General features: G+C 49.3%; 16 protein-coding genes. 7 read left to right on the top strand and 9 right to left on the bottom strand.

Annotated features, from left to right (window positions below; genetic code table 11):
* The first annotated feature begins 215 nt into the window (after positions 1–215).
* Positions 216–1115, top strand: a complete 900-nt coding sequence (locus tag L975_RS03540; RefSeq protein ID WP_047707216.1) for a dihydrodipicolinate synthase family protein — start codon at positions 216–218, stop codon at positions 1113–1115.
* An 88-nt stretch (positions 1116–1203) separates the two neighbouring features.
* Here the strand turns inward: L975_RS03540 and L975_RS03545 are convergent, their stop codons facing one another.
* The 8 genes from L975_RS03545 to L975_RS03580 all read right to left on the bottom strand — a co-directional run bounded on the left by L975_RS03545 (position 1204) and on the right by L975_RS03580 (position 11806).
* Positions 1204–2241, bottom strand: a complete 1038-nt coding sequence (locus L975_RS03545) for an HlyD family secretion protein (protein ID WP_047707219.1) — start codon at positions 2239–2241, stop codon at positions 1204–1206.
* 1 nt (position 2242) lies between these two features.
* The gene (locus L975_RS03550) at positions 2243–3541 is read right to left on the bottom strand and encodes a glycosyltransferase (RefSeq protein WP_218185546.1); all 1299 of its coding nucleotides are present in this window, start codon (positions 3539–3541) and stop codon (positions 2243–2245) included.
* A gap of 7 nt (positions 3542–3548) precedes the next feature.
* Complete coding sequence (locus L975_RS03555; protein WP_039045120.1) at positions 3549–4904, bottom strand: diguanylate cyclase domain-containing protein; 1356 nt, start codon at positions 4902–4904, stop codon at positions 3549–3551.
* Between the two features lie 376 nt (positions 4905–5280).
* A complete protein-coding gene (locus L975_RS03560; RefSeq protein WP_081995590.1) occupies positions 5281–7491 on the bottom strand; it encodes an autotransporter domain-containing protein in 2211 nt (736 codons plus the stop codon).
* Positions 7492–7974: 483 nt separating this feature from the next.
* Positions 7975–8307: a tRNA-binding protein gene (locus L975_RS03565; protein ID WP_010863249.1), complete on the bottom strand. Its 333-nt coding sequence runs from the start codon at positions 8305–8307 to the stop codon at positions 7975–7977.
* Positions 8308–8374: 67 nt separating this feature from the next.
* A complete protein-coding gene (gene galM, locus L975_RS03570) occupies positions 8375–9430 on the bottom strand; it encodes a galactose-1-epimerase (protein ID WP_047707297.1) in 1056 nt (351 codons plus the stop codon).
* Positions 9431–9503: 73 nt separating this feature from the next.
* Entirely contained in the window at positions 9504–10664 is a 1161-nt protein-coding gene (gene galK / locus L975_RS03575) for a galactokinase (RefSeq protein WP_047707225.1), read from the bottom strand.
* A gap of 62 nt (positions 10665–10726) precedes the next feature.
* The gene (locus L975_RS03580; RefSeq protein WP_052181248.1) at positions 10727–11806 is read right to left on the bottom strand and encodes a UDP-glucose--hexose-1-phosphate uridylyltransferase; all 1080 of its coding nucleotides are present in this window, start codon (positions 11804–11806) and stop codon (positions 10727–10729) included.
* A 458-nt stretch (positions 11807–12264) separates the two neighbouring features.
* Between L975_RS03580 and ebgR the strand changes: the two genes are divergently transcribed.
* The 4 genes from ebgR (at position 12265) to L975_RS03600 (ending at position 18749) form a co-directional block, all read left to right on the top strand.
* Positions 12265–13248 carry a transcriptional regulator EbgR gene (ebgR, locus tag L975_RS03585; RefSeq protein ID WP_047707227.1) on the top strand — a complete coding sequence of 328 codons (984 nt, stop codon included), beginning with the start codon at positions 12265–12267 and terminating at the stop codon, positions 13246–13248.
* A gap of 379 nt (positions 13249–13627) precedes the next feature.
* The gene (gene ebgA / locus L975_RS03590; RefSeq protein WP_047707229.1) at positions 13628–16732 is read left to right on the top strand and encodes a beta-galactosidase subunit alpha; all 3105 of its coding nucleotides are present in this window, start codon (positions 13628–13630) and stop codon (positions 16730–16732) included.
* A gap of 3 nt (positions 16733–16735) precedes the next feature.
* Positions 16736–17185 carry a beta-galactosidase subunit beta gene (locus tag L975_RS03595; protein ID WP_010863255.1) on the top strand — a complete coding sequence of 150 codons (450 nt, stop codon included), beginning with the start codon at positions 16736–16738 and terminating at the stop codon, positions 17183–17185.
* A 118-nt stretch (positions 17186–17303) separates the two neighbouring features.
* The gene (locus L975_RS03600; RefSeq protein ID WP_047707230.1) at positions 17304–18749 is read left to right on the top strand and encodes an amino acid permease; all 1446 of its coding nucleotides are present in this window, start codon (positions 17304–17306) and stop codon (positions 18747–18749) included.
* A gap of 69 nt (positions 18750–18818) precedes the next feature.
* On the opposite strand, the gene L975_RS03605 is transcribed toward L975_RS03600, so the two are convergent.
* Positions 18819–19733: an AraC family transcriptional regulator gene (locus L975_RS03605; protein ID WP_218185547.1), complete on the bottom strand. Its 915-nt coding sequence runs from the start codon at positions 19731–19733 to the stop codon at positions 18819–18821.
* Between the two features lie 123 nt (positions 19734–19856).
* Between L975_RS03605 and L975_RS03610 the strand changes: the two genes are divergently transcribed.
* Both L975_RS03610 and L975_RS03615 read left to right on the top strand, forming a co-directional pair.
* A complete protein-coding gene (locus L975_RS03610) occupies positions 19857–20330 on the top strand; it encodes a DUF417 family protein (protein WP_047707232.1) in 474 nt (157 codons plus the stop codon).
* A gap of 102 nt (positions 20331–20432) precedes the next feature.
* Positions 20433–20792, top strand: coding sequence for a DoxX family protein (locus L975_RS03615; protein WP_047707234.1), 360 nt, complete (start codon positions 20433–20435; stop codon positions 20790–20792).
* Positions 20793–20825: the final 33 nt, after the last annotated feature.

Raw genomic sequence — 20825 nt, forward strand, 5'->3', positions numbered from 1 at the left:
AAAGCTCCAGTGAGAAGGATGAGATCGGCCCCAAATTAGCGCTAAGTCACCACATTAACCGCTCAAGGAAGAGGATGTTATCCCAATCACAGTTTGTACATCTGCCGCCGGCTTTTGATGAATAGCCATTGCGCGATGAAGCTTTACTCCATACCATGAATAAAACTCCGATATAAACTTAACTTATGAAGTTTTACTTCATGGAGCACTGAAAGATGGAAAAACTCTCCGGACTGATTGCCGCCCCGCATACCCCTTTTGATGCCAACGGCAACGTAAATTTCGATAGCATCGACAAAATTGCCGCTCACCTGATTCGTGACGGTGTGCGTGGTGCCTACATCTGCGGCACCACCGGCGAAGGGATCCATTGTTCGGTTGCCGAGCGTAAAGCCATCGCCGAACGTTGGGTGAGCGCGGCGCAAGGTCAACTGAAGCTGATTATCCATACCGGCGCCCTCAGCATTGTCGACACCTTAGAGCTGACTCGCCACGCAGAAACCCTCGATATTTTCGCGACCTCAGTCATTGGCCCTTGCTTCTTCAAGCCTGGCTCGCTGGATGACTTGGTCACCTACTGTGCTACTGTGGCCGCCGCGGCGCCGTCGAAAGGTTTCTACTACTATCACTCCGGCATGTCAGGCGTGAACTTCGACATGGAGCAGTTCCTGATCAAAGCCGATGCCCGTATTCCAAACCTGTCCGGCCTCAAGTTTAACAGCCCAGATTTGTACGAATACCAACGTTGCCTGCGTGCATGCGGCGGCAAATTTGATATTCCATTCGGGGTAGACGAGCACTTACCGGGCGCATTAGCGGTCGGCGCCACCAGCGCGGTGGGCAGTACCTATAACTATGCCGCCCCTCACTTCCTGCAAATCATCGCTGATTACCAAAAAGGTAACCACGAAGCGGTTTATGCGGGGATGAACAGCGTGATCGAACTGATCCGTGTCTTGGTCGAGTTCGGTGGTGTTGCCGCCGGTAAAGCGGCGATGGCGCTGCATGACATCGATGCTGGTGACCCACGTCTGCCACTGCGTGCATTGACCCCGCAACAAAAAGACATTGTGGTCGACAGAATGCGTAACGCAGGTTTCTTGGTTAAACGCTAAGTGATTTGCTGCTTCATAAAAAATCCCGGTATTGCCGGGATTTTTTATTTATAGGCTGGTCATGCCAAACGGAGTAAAACGCAACGCACTAAAAAGTCACTTCCACTTCGACGCCATCTACCCAGCGAGCGCGGTCTAACGGTTTATCAAACGCTAAGCGAACTTTTAAATAGGCAGGTTGGCCTTCAAAAGGACGCTGCAATTCAGTCGGTAACTTATTGACCGTTTCCGTCGGTCCCGACACTGTCGCAAAATACACTTTACCGTCGGGATAGGTCACTTTAGCTTTTGTGCCCAATTGACTGTACTCCAAATATTTCGGTTTTAAGAACGCGACCACTTCCGGTTGGGTATTCGTTGTCATCGTGAGTAATGGCGCACCCGCACTGACTGTCTCACCTTTTTTAACGAAGATATCTAAAATACGCCCATCAAAAGGGGCTTTAGCCGTCAAACGTTCTTTTTCTGCCTGCTTGACCACCAACTCTTTCATTAAAGCGCGGTGGGCTTGTGCCACCGGACCAGCTAACTGCATCTGGCGTAAATCACGCTGAGAATCTTCATACGCCACTTTCTGGCTACTTAATTGACTATTTAAGCTGTTATTGATATTAACGATCGCCGTATAATCCACATCAGAAACTTGTCCCTTTGCACGATAAAAATCGTATTTGCGCTGGGCGCTTTCCGCTTTTTTAACACTTTGCTCAGTATTAGCAATAGCCTGCTGATACAATACGTCAGTATTAGTATCATTATGATAGGTCAATGTCGCTAACTGCTCGTGAATAAAGTTTATCTCTTTATTTAAAACCTGATCATCTAACAAAATAAGGTCTTGCCCTTTCGAGACTGCGCTCCCTATTTTTACATCGATTGACAACACGGCACTCGTTTGTGGTGCAGTCAATGTAATCGGGTTTGACGTTACAATCGCGGGCGCGGTAATCAAAAACTGAGAACGGAAAAGATAATATGCCATCAACACAACAGGGCTGATAACGATAGCTAAGATTATATACCACCGTATCCGATATCCGCCGCGCTTCGGCGCGCCATATTGAACCTTAACGCCATTTTCAGCTTGTGGGTTATTTTGTTTATCCAAGTGAAAATTAACTTTCATTTTAGAATTTCTTCCCTTTTTTCAACACCCACCATGGAGCCATACTTGACTCTTCATGGCTACGCCGAACAATTTCATTTATCATGGCAAACGCTGTTACCATTCGCATTAAAAACTGATAGATAGGATAAGCAAAGATCCACTTCGCCATACGGATATCTGCGCTTTTTCGCTCAGACACTAAACCGATATAAACAGTGAATAATAGTAATGAGAAAAACAAATAGACAAAATACAAAAGCATGCATAACGCCAATACTGACTGTATCGGATAGCTAAAGACTAAATACACCGAAAACACAATAACCAAAAATGGCAATAGTACATTTTGCAGTATGCCGTAAACAAGAATAAAGATAAAATTTCCCCACCCTAAGAGCGAGGGCGACAATCCTTTATTATGCTTGCGTAGATAGAGGAAGAGTAAGTCCCCATCCCACCGCAATCGCTGTAATATAAGCCCTTTCAGCGTATCTGGCACATCAGTATGCCCTATTGCGTGTGTCGCAAACGTCAGTTTATGCTTTGGATAACGTCGTTTATACTGCTTTAAACGCATCGTCAAATCGAGATCTTCTGCGGTATGAGTATCCCATCCACCAATCCGAGACAACACCTGTTTCCTAAAAGCGCCAAATGCACCAGAAATATTATTGAGCACCCCCCAATTTGCCATGCCGGTCTTACCCGCCTGCATTGAAAGCATATACTCCAGAGCCTGCATTTTAGTCAGAATATTTTTATCATGATTCCTGACACGTAATGCACCACCACTGGCAATAACATTGGCAGAAGAAAACTCGCTGACCATGGTCATCACCATATCATTATCAAACGAAGTATCACCATCAACATTCATGATAATGTCACCGGAGGCAACCGAAAGTCCGGCATTGAGAGTTGACACTCGGCCACCACGTTGCCACTTTGGCACGACTCTTACTTTTCTGTTTTTAAGGCCTTTGTATTTTCTCTCTCCGTGTAATGCTGCAAGATATGTAGCCTTATTCTGCACTGCGCCATCCACAACGGCTAAGATTTCAATGATCCCTGGGTACAACTGCTCCGCTAAAGTATCTATGGTAACGCCTATCGCATCACCCTCGCCGTAACAAGTAATCACAATACTTACTGAAGGGTACTGATTAACAGTATATTGCGGCTGATTGTAGGCCCATCTAAAGATCCCAGTAAAAACCAAAAGATAAAGAGGCAACTCTACAATTATTAACCCAGGGAATAACACCATCCACAATGCATGGTTATTCAATAGCATTCCGACGGAGTAATGCAGTAACATCCAACTATCATGAAGCATAAACTTCACCGATAATATTTTCTATCCAAATATCAACACTGTCACTTATCGATGGCTCTGGCAGCCCCCAAGCAAATACATTCAACTCAAAGCCATCATCTGTAATCAGCTTACTTAATTGTGCTAATTTTTGCTCTAATGCCGGTAAACTAGCCTTAGGTGTTTTAGGCATTAAAACAAGCAGCACATCTTGTCGATACTGACAACAGATATCCGTATCCCGAAACATACCACTGAGTCTGAGCGTAATTTGCTCAATAAGAGAAAATAGTTTACTTTCCCCATATTGTTGGTTGTAATCTTTAAATGATGGCAAATGAAGGGCTAATAGCAAGTGTGAGTCATTATGACGTAGCGCAACCTTATTCACCCATAAAATTAAATTTTTAAAGAAACTGACGTCCACTTTTCCTTTAATGGATAGCTCTGGGGCCTGAGCCGTTTTACCATGTTGATAAATATACTCACCTTGCTCTCCTAACATAAACTTATAGATCTTTCTTACTATTAACTTATCTGGAGAAGTTTTCGTTGAGCATGTCAGGCATTGACAAACAGTTTGCGCCTCAACAAAATGCTGAGAGCAGTTATTACAGGTATAGTTTTCAAGTGGACGATCATAATCCACACCAATATGGCGTAATTGTGTGAGGCATTTTGGACACTCCAGTTTTCCTCTTCGCAAAAACAGCTGTTGCTCACCTACATAGCCACATGTAAAACAATGCAATGAACTTTGCGTATCAATGTCGATATCATTACAGCTAGGACATACCTCAACATAATTGAGGTGCCCACTATGGCAATGTGGACACACTCGGATTCTGTCGACTAACACATCAGCTTCAAGAATTCCGCGCTTCTCCTCTGCCAATATATAGTTATACGCAGACTGCAAATCCGGATAAAAACACTCGATAATGGGATAGAAGTAAAGCGCCGTAGTTTGAGTATCTTTTAGTGGTAAAACTCTGCGCTTTCGGTTAATCCCTAACCAACCTACCAGTGGACTGAGTAAGTCCGCATCTGATATCGTCATAAACTTTGTTTTGACTTCCTGCCATAATCGGAAAGCCGACTCCTCTTTAAAAACATCATCCGCCACACACTCAGTGAACGCCGTTTTTTTAGTCGTAAAAACACACCATGACCAGCGATACGGCTTACTGAAAAAGAGTCTTAATGCCTCCTGCAACTCATGCTCATCATCATAATCAAAGCAAACCGCACCGGCTGCGCTATCAGAAATATCATTAACTGATTGAATATGATTTACATTCGAAAAGGTAAATAGATCGGGAATGGATCCGCCAACCCAATAAAGGCAATCATTTAAAGAATACATCCCTAAACTCTCAAATAAAATTATGTTGCTTTAAAGCTGTATATTGTGTCGCGTTCCGCCTCAACACACAACAATAAGTCACACATATATCTGATATGTTTTATACGGGAGAATAGGAAATAAACAATGTAGGTTTATGATTTATATAATAAAATCTGTAACGTATCCTATTGATTTGCCAAACTCACAAGACACAGATCCAAAATATACTGTTTGTTACATGCAGAACTATTGATAAAACATTTCGTAATTATTACATATTGTGGAACCCTACGTTATGCATGGTAAGTGAAATAAGCAAATGTTAATTTGGTGAATAAAAAAGCCCAGCTCCATTTTCATGGTATTCTGGGCTGATATTCTCTTGTGTTTTTATTTAGAAATTAATTCGGTAACTGATCCCGCCATTCACTTCACCGGCACCAAAACCCACATCGCGATAACCAGAGTACAATGTGACCTTCTGGTTTTTATCCAGCGTATAGGAGTAATTGGCTTCCAACTCGGGTAACACTTTAGAGACCTTGGCCACCTGATACTGGGTTGCTAAGCCACCAAAGCCATCCAGCACGATCGCATTACCTGTACTGTTATTGGTATGCAGGTTTTTACGCAAACCCAACGTCATACCCATGCTATTTTTATCGTCAATCTGATACTGGTTATCAACGCCAATGTGCAGAGTCGAAACGCGGCTACGTTGATTGCTAAACGCGGCTAAAAACGCTCCATCACCCGTTTCTTGATAGCCATTCCATTTAGTATCGTTATAGTTCAATGCCACAAATGGCGTCACCTGATAACGGCTATTAGGTTGGAAGGTATAACCACCACGTACCTGATAGTTCAATGAGCGGGCGCGAGTTTTACCATAACCCCACTCTTTATCAGCACCATTGTAATAGGCGCGATCAATATCCACTGGCGCATTTAAGACACTGATGCCAGCGTAACCTTTCCATCCCAGATCCGTATCGTTGCCGTAGCCGACAAAGGCCGTGAAGATCGGTGCCGTTTGCTCAATCTTAGTGCCAATATCGTTCTTGATATGGCTGTGTAACTCTGTCACCGATAGCCCCGCGCGGCCATGTTCTTGCAGCTGCTTGGCGATGGTAATAGTGGCTGAAGGATTAGTGTATTCGCCGATATCATCATTGCGATTTCGCACGTCTGCATTAACTTTCACGCACATTCCGTTAGGTCCAAAGGTCGCACAATCGGCATTATCGGCCGCTTGCACAGTCGCTTGGCGCTGTAACTCCATGCTTTGCTGCACATACGATAACGATTGATTCACCTGATCCACGTTGACAATACCACTGCCACCGTCTGGCGTAGGTTCATCCGGTTTAACGCTCGGAGGTTGTGGTTTTGGCTCATCTGGCTTCACAGTCGGCGGTTCCGGCTTTGGCTCTTCTGGCTTTACAATAGGTGGTTCTGGCTTTGGCTCTTCTGGTTTCACAATAGGTGGTTCTTTAATGGTGACAACCCGAGCAACATAGCCGCTGCCATCCGCCAATTGCCCTGCAATGGTTGCACCATCTGAAGACATGGCATTCACACTACTCGCTATCATTGTGCCAGCATCCACATGAGCATCAGTCAACCACTGATTGACTGAGCGCATGCCCACGCCTTCTTTCCAGATAAATCCCAACCGTTTTCCATCATCGGTAGAACTACTCCCTGATATCACAGTTCCAAGACGACTGATACCAATCGTCTGGCTGCTACCTTGATTGTCTTTACCTAGTGTACCTAAGTCATGAATCTGATTATCTGTATCCCAATACACCGCCCTAAGAGTAGTTGGGCTAGTTTCTGCAGTGCCGATCACTCGACCTGTATCACTCAGTCCATTTGCAGTGGTAGAGTGATCTCGACTTAAACTGGGTAATAGCTCAACACCACCTTTATCTGTCCAGCGAAAGGCATGTTTAATATCTGATGATCCAATATTGGTTTTACCAACAATCATCGTACCATTGCCATTTACGGCACTCGCGGATGAGTAATCACCAGGCATATTAAGCGCATGCACTTTATTATCATGCTTAGTCCAATACACCGCTGATTCTAGATTACTGTCAGTAGTAGCATGACCAACGATAATATTACCATCACGGCTTATATCAAATGCAGCAGAGCTTGCATGTTCATTACTGGATAAGTTATCTAGCAGATGAATGTTATATTGATTATCCCAATACACTGCACGCTCACCGCCCGTTTCTCGGCTAAGGTAGCCAACGATACTTTGATGATCACCGCTAATAGAACGTGCTGCACTTAACCCACTGTATCCACTATATTTTGGCAGGCTAATCATTCCCTTTTTACTATCCCATACCGTTGCTACCACATCAGTTGAAGGCGCATACATACTGGGTGCCGAAAATCCTAGTGCGGTATTGCCACTATCAGATAATGCTAAAACATTGGATTGGCCAAACGCTCCAGCCACCACGATCCCATCTTCATTCAATATATCGTATATATTCTCTGTTTTTGAATTAGCATGCACTGCTTGTGATGCCAACAATATTGATGAAATAAAGGTCGCACATATTTTCTTTTTAAAAATCATACTAATTTCTGTCTGATAAAATATGCGCCACGTGACCACATGACACGCTAAGTCACATAGAGCACATTAAGTTAAAATAGAGAAAATTGATTTTATAAAAGCAATTGAATTTGCTTAGGGGGCGGATAATAGCGACGCTTTATGGAGATCCTATAATAGTTATTACCGATTTATATAATAAGTAATGGCTATCAAAATCAGATGAAACAGGATGTGAAAACAAGAGGTGGAATAGTAAAATTTTCACTTATTTAGAAAATAAGTATTTCTATTCCAGAAGAGAAAGCACAAAAGGATAAACTTTTTTTAGTATATCAGAACCAAAACAATCATCAATATTTATATGACAATTAATCTTAGTCCTGATATCTCGTCAATTAAGAAAGGTAACAAAATGGGATTATTTCTTCTTGGCAAGAAATTACCCATTAAAATCCGTCAATAAGGATATAAAACACGTGTCTATTCAAATCCCTCTCACTCTTACACAATCTTGACGCCCGTTGGCATCACGCGCTCAGGGGTGAGTAATACGCTTTCTGACTCATCATCGGTTTCGGCGCACAGCAGCATGCACTCTGAGGTTTCGCCGCGCATCTTGGCTTTTTCTAAATTGCATAACACCACCACCTGCTTACCGAGCAATTCTTCTTCGGTATAATACGGCACCAAACTGGTGACAGTCTGTAAACGCTCAGCGCCAACCTCGATTTGCACAATATAGAGCTTATCGGCATTGGCATGGCGTTTCACCTCCACGATCTTACCGGTACGGATCTCCAGTTTGGCAAAATCAGCATACTTAACACGTTCCATTTTCAGCTCTCCACATTTCATTATTCGGTTTTTGATTGGCTAGTTATCCCCAGCCTTTAGCGTTGATTTATGCAAACGTAAAGGCATAGGTCGTGCATGATGAGTATTCCTGATCGGCCGCTAAGATACCGTTATCACGCCCCCACTGTGGGCGATTTGGCGCATCGGGCAGATACTGCGTTTCTAGGGCCACACCAGCAAAATCGGCATAATGGCCACCGCGCCGATCGGGCGTTCCGCCAAGCCAATTACCGGTATACAGTTGCAATGCCGGTTTATCAGTTAATACTGACATCTGAACCCGGCCATCCGCGCTAATTAGCTGGGCAATCGGCTGACGTTTGTCACGCGAAGGGGTAAAGATAAAGCTGTGATCATAACCACGCACCTGTTGCTGCTGCAGGTCGCGCAGGAAATCCTCATGAATGCATTTGCGCTGGGTAAAATCAAAACCGGTCTGCCGCACATCGGCAAAATCCCCGAGCGGAATGCCATCGGCGCTGGTCGGTAAAAACTGCTCCGCGGCAATATAAAGATGATGAGCTCGAGCATCCGCACCTTGCGTTTCCACGCTCGGCACATCAGCCCCCTGCAAATTAAAATAAGCGTGGTTGGTCAGATTCAGTGGCGTCGCCTGATCGGTATGCGCTCGGTAACGCAGCACCACCTGATTATCCGCGGTGAGCGTGTAAGTCACTGACGCTTGCACATTGCCCGGGAAACCTTGATCGCCATCAGGAGAATAAAGGGAAAACGTTACGCTATCAGCGCTCTGCGCTTCAATCTCCCAACGACGACGATCAAACCCCTCACGCCCGCCGTGCAAACAATGCTTGCCTTGATTGAGACTCAGCTGGATGTCACGCCCAGCCAGATGGAGCTTTCCTCCGGCAATCCGGTTTGCATAACGACCGACTGTTGCACCCATGTAGGCCTGCTGGCGCAAAAAATCCGGCATGGTGCTTTGGCCAAGTAACAGCTCGCGCGAGCCACTTCCGGCCAGCGGCACACGGCAACTGAGCCAGGTGGCACCGATATCCATCACCACCACCTGCATGCCGTTGCTATTGCGCAAGGTGATAACGGTGGCCGGACGCCCATCGGGAGCCGGGTCGCGCGTCATGCTCAGGCGCAAATCCGGTAACTCTGAGGCACTGCCAGTGCGATATTGCGAACATTTATCCACTGTGCGCTCCTCAGTGACGGGCCATAACACCGGCCCCATCGCAGGCCTCACAGACATAAATATCCGCTTGCAGACCGGTCGCGGGGCTGTAACGCTCCTCTACGCGACGGGTTACTGCCTCCACCAACGTCGGAGGAACCAGTGCGACCACACAACCACCGAAACCGCCACCGGTCATACGCACTCCGCCTTGCTCGCCGATTACGTCTTTGATCATCTCAACCAGCAGATCGATTTCCGGCACGGTGATAGCAAAATCATCGCGCATTGAGGCATGCGACTGTGCCATCAATTCGGCCATCGCGCCCACATCACCCCGACGTAACGCCGCGGCGGCATCTAAGGTGCGCTGATTTTCGGTGATCACATGGCGTGCTCGGCGTGCTACCACTGGATCTAATTCATGCTCACGCGCGGTAAATTGCGCTAAGGTCACGTCGCGCAAGGCCGGTACGCCGAAAATTTCCGCTGCCTGTTCACACTGGCGACGGCGCGTGTTGTATTCGCTATCCACCAGCCCACGCTTTTTGTTTGAGTTGATTATCATCACCCGCAGGGTCGACGGCATCGCTACCGCGTCGGTTTCCAGTGTCCGGCAATCCAACAGCAGCGCGTGGCCAGCTTGCCCTTCAGCCGAGATCATTTGATCCATGATGCCGCAGTTACAACCGACAAACTGGTTTTCCGCCTGCTGACCGTTCAAGGCGATTTCAGCTTGGCTTATTTCCAAACCGTACAGCACTTTAAACGTCTGTCCGATCACCACTTCCAACGCCGCTGATGAGCTCAGTCCCGCGCCTTGCGGCACATTACCGCTGACTGCCAAATCCACGCCACCAAACTGATAGCCACGCTCACGCAAACACGTCACCACACCACGAATATAGTTGGCCCACATTTTCTCCGGCAAAAACGCCGGCGCACAGGTAGCATCAAACTCATCCTGAGCGTTGTCATAATCCACCGCAATTACGCGCACCAGATTGTCATCACGGAGCGCGGCGGCAACCACCGTCTGATAATTAATGGCACACGGCAGCACGAAACCATCGTTATAATCGGTATGTTCGCCGATGAGGTTTACTCGCCCTGGCGCTTGGATTACATGGGTCGGCGCGTAGCCTAAGATCTCGGTAAACGCGGCGGTGACTTTCTGCGTTAATTCTGACATCAGTGGTTTCTTCCTATTTTTCAGTTGTTGGCGAACAACACCCGTGTGTTATCCGCACATCATCATCCTTGCGCGCTGTCTTTATAGTGAATATCACTGACATCGCGTAAACGCTGAGCGGCTTGCTCTGGGGTAATATCGCGCTGCGTTTCCGCCAGCATTTCATAGCCGACCATAAATTTGCGCACCGATGCGCTACGCAGCAGTGGCGGGTAGAACAATGCATGCAACTGCCAATGCGCGGTGTCACGGCCATCGGTAAAAAACGGCGCGTAATGCCAACCCATGGAGTACGGGAATGCACAGTGGAATAAGTTATCGTAGCGGCTGGTTAGCTTTTTCAATGCCAACGCTAAATCGCTACGCTGCGCCGCGCTTAAATCACTCATGCGGCGCGCCGCCGCTTTCGGTAGCAGCATGGTCTCAAATGGCCACGCCGCCCAGTACGGCACTAACGCCACCCAATGCTCGGTTTCCGTAACAATCCGCGCCCCATCACACAGCTCGGCGGCCACATAATCGAGCAATAAATTGCGGCCATATTGCTGGTAATACGCCTCTAGATGCTGATCCTTACGTGCAATTTCATTGGGCAGAAAACTGTTAGCCCAGATTTGACCATGCGGATGAGGCTGCGAGCAGCCCATGGTTTCGCCTTTATTCTCAAACGCCTGCACCCACAGATAGGTTTTCCCCAGCTCTTCAATTTGGGCATTCCATGTCTCAATCACGCCTTCAATCTGCGGCAAGGATAATTCCGGCAGCGTTTTACTGTGATCGGGGGAAAAGCAGATCACTCGGCTCAGTCCGCGCACCCCTTGGGTTTGAAACAGCGGGTTATCTTGCGCGCTAATCTGCGGCGTATCGGTTTTCAGCGCCGCAAAATCATTACTGAATACATAGGTGCCCACGTAATCAGGGTTCACATCGCCAGAAATCCGCGTATTGGTCGGGCACAAGAAGCACTTGGGTTCATAACTTGGTAGCGCCTGCTCGGCAGGGGCTTCGTCTTGTCCGCTCCACGGGCGCTGCGCGCGATGCGGGGAAACCAAGACCCACTGGCCGGTCAGTGGGTTATAACGGCGATGTGGATCGTTAGCCGGATCCAACCCAGCGACAAACGCCGCAGAGGTAACTTGCATAGGTTTTCTCCTGTCATGCCGCCCTACCCGCGCGAATAGCGTCATTGGGCGGGTGGCAGAGCACTGTGGATACCTCGATAGCCAGCGTTTTGCTTACCCTCGCGATCCTCAGTCTGGTCCATGTGATTGATGACCAGATTAACAACCCCTCTATTCGGGTTCCGTGATCAAAACGGCAAAGGTAAAATTTTACTAAAACATTATTTAATTCAGTAAATGCCATGCTAGTGTGATCCATGACACGTGAAAAACCGAGTCGGATATAAATTGTCTGTTTTACTAAAAATGAATGCATATTTTGCGGCATAATTTACAATGCCGTTAACGACTGCCTTTGCGAGCTGTTTACGTGCTTTTTTACGCGCTGTTTTACATGCAGTGCTGCGCCACCACGCTAAAGCACTCAGCCAAGCTACGCCGCCAAATGGCAAACACGAGATAGCGACAGAGATAACAACATGGCCACGTTAAAAGATATTGCAACGGAAGCAGGCGTATCGCTGGCAACCGTCTCGCGCGTACTCAATGACGACCCTTCCTTAAGCGTTAAGGAAGAGACCAAACACCGCATTTTGGAGATTGCCGAAAAGCTGGAGTACAAAACCAGCAGCGCCAAAAAAGCCCATGTGGCGGCGATCCCCGAGCACCACATTCTGGCGCTGTATAACTACCGCCAAGATGCCGAAATCAATGACCCCTACTACCTGTCGATTCGCCATGGCATTGAAACCCAATGCGAAAAACTGGGTTTGCAGCTGACCAACAGCTACGAAAGTGGGATAGATCCAGAGCTAAAGAAAGTTACGGGGATCTTGCTGGTGGGTAAAACCAGCCACGCGGTCATCCAGCAAGCAGCACAGTTAACTGACAATATCTGCTGTTTGGATTTTCACGATGATAAGTCTAGCTATGATTCGGTCGACATTGATTTGGCCAAAATTAGCAAGGAAGTGATTGATTTTTATATCAGTCAGGGAATTGACCGCATTGGCTTTATCGGCGGACAAGATGCCCCCGGCCGTGCCGATATTCGCGAAATGGCCTTTGCCGAATACGGTCAGCTAAAAGGCGTGGTGCGTGACAGCGATATCTATCGCGGTGACTTTTCCAGTGCCTCCGGCTACCACCTAGCCCGTGAGATGCTGAGTCATTCTCAGCGGCCACAAGCCTTGTTTATTGCCTCTGACTCTATCGCGATCGGCGTACTTCGCGCGTTGCTGGAGCACGGTTTGCAGATCCCGCATGATATCTCGCTGATTAGCGTGAATGATATTCCAACCGCCCGCTTTACCTATCCGCCGCTTTCCACGGTGCGTATCCACTCCGAAATGATGGGGATACAAGGGGTCAACATGTTGGTGGAAAAAGCGCGCGATGGCCGCGCACTGCCACTGCAAGTGTATGTTCCAACCAAGCTGAAGTTACGCGGCACCACACGCTAACGGCGCCACTGTCGAACATAAACGACGTTCAAAAACCACATGTCAATTGCGCTGCGCGCCTTCGCGCGAGCAGCGCAGATATCACAGCAAGCATCGCCACTTCCCGCGCTGAACACTTGTTCTCAATCTTATCTTCTAGCCCCCTCTTCCTTGCCGTTTTTGCCCCTTCAATACGTGGATAATTTTTATCCCGATCACAGCCCATGTTCAAAATCTCACCGTTTTCGTGATCGCGTTTAAGTAAAACAACTTTTACCAATTTAATTTAGTAAATTTTTACTAATATATTTTCCAGAATCCGTACCCGCTTTTACGAATGACATCGGTGAGTGGCCATCTTTAGCAACGCTAAATGGCCATGCCGAGAGGAGAATAAAACGTGAACAATTGGGAAAACATCCACCGTCTGCATGAGAACCGGATGGCTCCGCGGGCCTACTTCTTTGGCTATGACTGCCCTGAAAAAGCGCAGACGTTCCAGCGCGAACTCAGCCATCGCTTTATGCTGCTGAGCGGCCAATGGTCTTTTCACTATTTCAGCAATCCACTGCTGGTGCCGGATGAGTTTTACTCCGCGCCAATGCGCGATTGGGGCCACATCACCGTGCCAAACATGTGGCAGATGGAAGGCCACGGCGACCTGCAATACACCGACGAAGGGTTCCCGTTCCCAATTGATGTGCCGTTTGTCCCTACCGACAACCCAACCGGCGCTTACCAGCGCACCTTCACGCTGGGCGAAGGCTGGCACAACCAACAAACCATCTTGAAATTCGACGGCGTCGAAACCTATTTCGAAATCTACATCAACGGCCAGTATGCTGGCTTTAGCAAAGGCAGCCGCCTGACCGCCGAATTTGATATCTCCGCGCTGGTGCAGCAAGGTGAAAACCTGTTGTCAGTTCGCGTAATGCAATGGGCGGATTCCACCTACATCGAAGACCAAGACATGTGGTGGACCGCTGGCATTTTCCGTGACGTGTATCTGGTGGGTAAAGAGCCGGTGCATGTGCAAGATTTTACCGTGCGCACCGACTTTGCGGCTGATTACCAGAGCGCCACCCTCTCCTGCCATGTTGAGCTGGAAAACCTGCAAACCACCGTCGCGCAAGGCTATAGCCTGGGTTATGCCCTGTATGATGGCGCACAAATTATCGCCGAAGGCTGCTGCGATAACCTGAATATCAACCAGCGCGCCCGTACCACGTTTGCTATCGATGTATTCAATCCAATAGCGTGGAGCGCGGAAAATCCGCACTTGTATCGCCTGATGCTGACGCTGCGCGATGCGCATGGCCAGACAGTGGAAGTAATCCCGCAGCGTGTGGGCTTTCGTGATATCAAGGTGCGCGATGGCCTGTTCTACATCAACAATCACTACGTGATGTTGCACGGGGTGAACCGCCACGATAACGATCACCTCAAAGGTCGCGCCGTGGGCATGGATCGCGTCGAAAAAGACCTGATCCTGATGAAGCAGCACAATATCAACTCGGTACGCACCGCGCACTACCCGAACGATCCGCGTTTTTACGAGCTGTGCGATATCTACGGTCTGTTTGTGATGGCCGAAACCGATGTCGAAACTCACGGCTTTGCCAACGTCGGCGATCTGAGCCGCATCACCGATGATCCAGAGTGGGAAGCGGTGTTCGTTGATCGCGCTGTGCGTCATGTGCATGCGCAGAAAAACCATCCTTCCATCATCATGTGGTCACTGGGTAACGAGTCCGGTTATGGCTGTAATATCCGCGCCATGTACCACGCCACCAAAGCGTTGGATGACACCCGTTTGGTGCACTACGAAGAAGATCGTGACGCCGAAGTGGTGGATGTGATCTCCACCATGTATTCGCGCGCCCAGTTGATGAATCACTTCGGCGAGCATCCACACGCTAAGCCTCGCATTATCTGCGAATACGCCCACGCGATGGGTAATGGCCCCGGCGGCTTAACCGAATACCAAAATGTGTTCTATCGCCACAAACACATCCAAGGTCACTATGTGTGGGAATGGTGCGATCACGGCATCTTCGCCCGCGATGAACAAGGTAACGCCTTCTACAAATACGGTGGCGACTTCGGTGATTACCCGAATAACTACAACTTCTGTATGGATGGCCTGATCTACCCCGATCAAACTCCAAGCCCAGGCCTGAAAGAATACAAGCAAGTGATTGCGCCGGTGAAAATCCGCGCATTAGATGCCAGCAATGGCCAGTTTGTGGTGAGCAACAAGTTCTGGTTCTCCACGCTGGATGACTACACCATCACCGCCGAAGTGCGCGCTGAAGGGGAAACGCTCGCCACCCAGCAGTTCAAAGTGCTCGGCCTGCCAGCAGACTCCGAACGCGAAATGCAACTGACGCTGCCGGCGTTGGATGAGCGGGAAACCTTTATCAACTTCACGGTACGTAAAGATTCTCGCACGCCATACTGCGCCGCCAATCACGACATCGCGGTCTATCAATTTAACCTCAAGGCCAATACCGCTTGTGCGCCGCTGTACACCAACCACAACGCGATCGCCTTGCAGCGCAGCGAAGATCGCCTGTCGCACACCATCAGCGGTCATAACTTCTGCCTGCGTTTTTCCAAGGTCAACGGCAAGCTGACCTCGTGGCTAGTAAACGGTAAAGAGCTGATTCAGTCAGCACCTAAGCTGAATTTCTTCAAACCGATGATCGATAACCACAAGCAAGAGCATCAAGGTCTGTGGGAGCCTGCGCACTTGCCTATCATGCAAGAGCACTTCCGCCAGATGGACGTGAGCGAGTGTGGTGAGGTCATCAATATCACCACCACCAGCATCATCGCACCACCGGTGTTTGATTTTGGCATGCGCTGCACCTATCGCTACCAGATCAATGCCCAAGGCCAACTGAATGTGGCGTTGAGCGGCGAGAGTTATGGCGATTACCCACATGTCATCCCAGTGATTGGTTTGGATTTAGGCATTCACGCGGACTTTGACCAAGTGACCTACTATGGCCGCGGCCCAGAAGAGAACTATCAAGACAGCTGCCAAGCCAACCTGATTGATGTGTACCACACCACCGTGGCTGACATGTTCGAGAACTACCCGTTCCCGCAAAACAACGGCAACCGTCAGAACACCCGTTGGGCAGCGCTCACTGACCGCCATGGCAGTGGTTTGCTGGTTAAACCGCAGCAAGAAATCAACTTCAGCGCGTGGTTCTACACCAACCAGAACCTGCATCAGGCCCAGCACACCAACGAGCTGGAAAAGAGCGGCTACATCACCCTGAATCTGGACCATCAAGTGATGGGCTTGGGCTCTAACTCGTGGGGCAGCGAAGTGCTCGACTCTTATCGCGTGTACATGGACCGCTTTGCCTACGGCCTGACCCTGATGCCGTTACAAGCCGGTGATTGCAGCGCCACGGCGCTGGCCAAACATCAGTTTGCTACCGATTTCTTCGCCACTCCATCCGAGTCCACCCCATCCGAGAATGAGGCGTAATTCATGATCGTGTTAGAGAGTTTGGAACAGTTCCAGCAAGTCTACCGCAACGGCCGCAAATGGAACCGCTGCGTAGAAGCCATCAATAACATCGGCAACATTCAAGATGGCGTGATGCACTCCATCGGTGACTCGCTGGTGTACATGGTGCAAGACGGTGTCATCCCAGCGCAGCGCTTTGAAGGCAATCGCCGCTACTTCGATGTGCACTACTACTTAGCCGGTCGTGAGCAGGTGGAGTTTGCACCTAAAGCTAATCTGACCGTGCTGGAAGCCTACCGCGACGAGACTGATCGTGAATTTCTGCACGGCCAAGGCGAAACCCGCGAGCTGCGCGAAGGGCAAGTCGCCATCTATGACAACAGCTGTGCTTATCGCTGCGTAAGCGGCGAACAGGTGCGCAAAGTGGTGCTGAAAGTCACCATTGAAGACGGTTACTTCCTGAATAAGTAACAACCCGATGCTTTGTCACTGCTAACACCGAAACAAAAAAGCCGAAAGGTGCAGGACTGTCCCTACCCTGCCACCTGCCCTTTCGGCCCACAATAAAACACAATCCTGGAGATGGATGATGTCTGATACCAAACGGAATACGATAGGTAAGTTCGGGTTACTGTCGCTCACCTTTGCGGCGGTCTTCAGCTTTAACAATGTCATCAACAACAACATCGAAATCGGTCTGGCTTCCGCGCCGATGTTCTTTCTGGCCACCATTTTTTACTTTATTCCGTTTTGCTTGATCATCGCGGAATTTGTGTCATTGAATAAAAACTCCGAAGCCGGTGTATACGCGTGGGTGAAAAGTTCGCTCGGCGGTCGTTGGGCCTTCATTTCAGCCTACACCTACTGGTTCGTTAACCTGTTCTTCTTCACCTCACTGTTACCGCGCGTGATCGCCTACGCCTCGTATGCGTTTTTGGGCTACGAATACATCCTCACTCCGCTGGCGACCACCGGTCTGAGCATGATTTTGTTCGCCTTTGCCACCTATGTGTCGACCAATGGTGCTAAGATGCTGGGCCCTATCACCTCGGTGACCTCCTCCCTGATGCTGCTGCTGACGATGTCCTACATTCTGTTAGCGGGCGCGGCGTTAATCGGTGGCGTACAGCCGGCTGACCCGATTACCGTTGATGCCATGATCCCGGATTTCAGCTGGGCGTTTTTGGGTATTACCACTTGGATCTTTATGGCTGCGGGTGGTGCGGAATCGGTTGCGGTATATGTAAATGACGTGAAAGGCGGCTCCAAGTCTTTCGTGAAAGTGATCATCATTGCCGGGATCTTCATCGGCGCGCTGTACTCCATCGCCTCTTTGCTGATCAACGTGTTTGTGCCAAGTGATACCCTGAAATACACTGGCGGCTCTGTGCAAGTGTTCGAAGGTCTGGCGTCTTACTTTGGTCTGCCTGCGGTATTGATGAACCGTTTTGTCGGTCTGGTATCCTTCACCGCCATGTTCGGCTCACTGCTGATGTGGACTGCGACCCCAGTGAAAATCTTCTTCTCTGAAATCCCTGAAGGCATTTTTGGTAAGAAGACCGTTGAGCTGAACGAAAATGGCGTACCGGCACGCGCAGCGTGGATCCAATACCTGATTGTGCTGCCACTGATGCTGATCCCAACCATGGGCTCAAACACCGCACAAGACCTGATGAACACCGTGATCAACATGACCGCTGCGGCCTCCATGCTGCCGCCACTGTTCATCATGCTGGCGTACCTGAACCTGCGCTTGAAACTGGATCACCTGCCACGTGACTTCAAAATGGGCTCACGTACCACCGGTATTGTAGTAGTTTCAGTATTGATGATGATTTTTGCGGTGGGCTTCTTGGCGTCGACCTTCCCAACCGGCGCGGACATCATGACCATCATCTTCTACAACGTAGGCGGGATTGTGATTTTCTTGGGCTTTGCTTGGTGGAAATACAACAAATACGAAGCCTCACTGACAGAGGAAGCGCGAGCCAAAGAAGCGCAGCCAACCACTCAGGTTTCAACCCAAGCCTCGTAATGCAACAGAAAATGGCGTAAAAGCCAGTGCTAATACCAATCCGAAACTCGTTAGGAGTTTCGGATTTTTTTATTGTTCGTCAGCGTTGCCGTTATGGCTAAACGGCAAACGCGCATCATGCGCGGTTTTCGCCTGCTGCGCTTTCAACCAGCGTGCCGGACTCATTCCTATCGCGCGCACAAACGCGCGCGAAAACGCCGTCTGACTGCTATAGCCGTTACTCAGCGCCACCGCTAACACCGACTGGCCTTGCAGCAGCTGCTGACAGGCCTGCGTCATACGCAGTTGGGTTAAATACGCCAAAGGGGATTGGCCGATAAGACGCTGAAAATGCTCGGCAAAGCGCGCCCGTGACATCCCCGCCCCTTGCGCTAACGAGGCAACCGTCCACGGCTCGTCTTTACGCTCATGCATGAGCAACATGGCTTTGGCCAGTTTGCTATCCGACAACGCCGCCAGCATCCCGTGCTGACACAAACCCTGCGCCACGATATAGCGCAGCAATAAGATGATCAGCATCTCGAGCAGTCGCGACAGCATTGATGTTTGCCCATAGCGCGCCGCAAAGGCCTCATCAAACAGCATCGCGAGCACCGGCTCCAGTAAGGCGACCTCACTGAGCGGTAACACCAGCACCTCCGGCAACGCTTGCTGTAAGGGGGAGTCCGTATTTGGCCCTAATGAGAAACTGGCGCACACCAGATCGCATCCCGCTAATTGCTGCGGCTCAAGGCGATGGGCACGACCTTTGGGAAACATAACCAGCGTCGGCGTTGTCAGCTGCCAACGCCCACCGGTCTCATCCGACAACATCAGCTCACCGCGACGCAGCAAGTGCAAGTGCCCACCATCAGGGTAATCGCGGCTTTCCGAACGCTCGCATAAGTTACCGGCAAAAAACAGGTGCGTTTGTGGCGCTGACTGACTCAGCAGGCGTGACAATAAATCCATTTTGAGACGACCGGTATATTTTAAAAGACGCATGGTAACAAACCCGCTTCGCAACTCAAGCAGACTCAAGCTCTGAAAAGGTAAGCCCAGGTAACGTCAGTATTTCTGACATAACGGATTAATCACTCAGGGCTCATGACCCATTGAGGAGGCGCAATGTCACACTGCAATAAATTATCGCAATACAATAAAGGTTATCTACTCGCGCTACTGGGGGTCGTACTCACCTTGGTGTGGATCGGTATTTTTAAGTTCACCCCAACCGAAGCGCAGGCCATTAAACCGCTGGTCGCCAGCCACCCGCTAATGAGCTGGATGTATCACTTTGCCTCTGAACAAGCCGTATCCAACCTGATAGGTACGCTGGAGATCCTAACCGCCGTTGGCCTAGTGGTGGGGTTATGGAAACCGGTGATTGGTTACTGGAGCGGTTGGGCAGCAACCATCACGTTTTTAGTGACTCTCAGCTTTTTATTCACCTTACCGGGGGCATGGAAAGTGGTCGATGGTGTTCTCACCACCGAGTTTTTCATCTTTAAAGACTTGGTGTTCTTGGGCGTGGCGATACAAACCATCACATTACACCGCCGCACTCAGCACACGTGTGCAGCTGCGCTAAACCCACAATAAGCATAAGGCGCGGAGTCTTCGCTCTCGCCAATACGCAGACTCCGCACCACCTGTTGTTAACCCGTGATAAGCAAATGGTTAACGCCATAAGAGGCCCCGTTTATGACACGACAGCGAAGTTTACTCTATCTATTACTGGCCGTATTTTTCGCCTCGGGCGCCGCAAAACTGCTTGGCTTGCCCTTTGAAATTGCGGCCTTTAACCGCTGGGGTTATCCGCACGAATTGATGTATGTGATTGGCGTACTCGAAGTGGCGGGCGCGTTAGGTTTGCTGCTTGCCATCACTCGCCGCGCGGCCTGTTGGGGATTAAGCGCCCTTATGCTCGGCGCTTGTGCTACCCACATCGCGCATGCGGAATACGGCATGTTAGTCGTCGCGCTCGCACTACTAGTCAGTCTGTTCGCTGTGCAACAACCGATACCGCTCTTAGCCAACAAAAAAGCCGGTCAGAGTCTCTGACCGGCTTTTTATGAACCGCCATAGACCGCCATA

Origin of the sequence: Plesiomonas sp. ZOR0011 (assembly GCF_000800945.1) — a bacterium.
Classification (GTDB): Bacteria; Pseudomonadota; Gammaproteobacteria; order Enterobacterales; family CAMTGL01; genus Plesiomonas; species Plesiomonas shigelloides.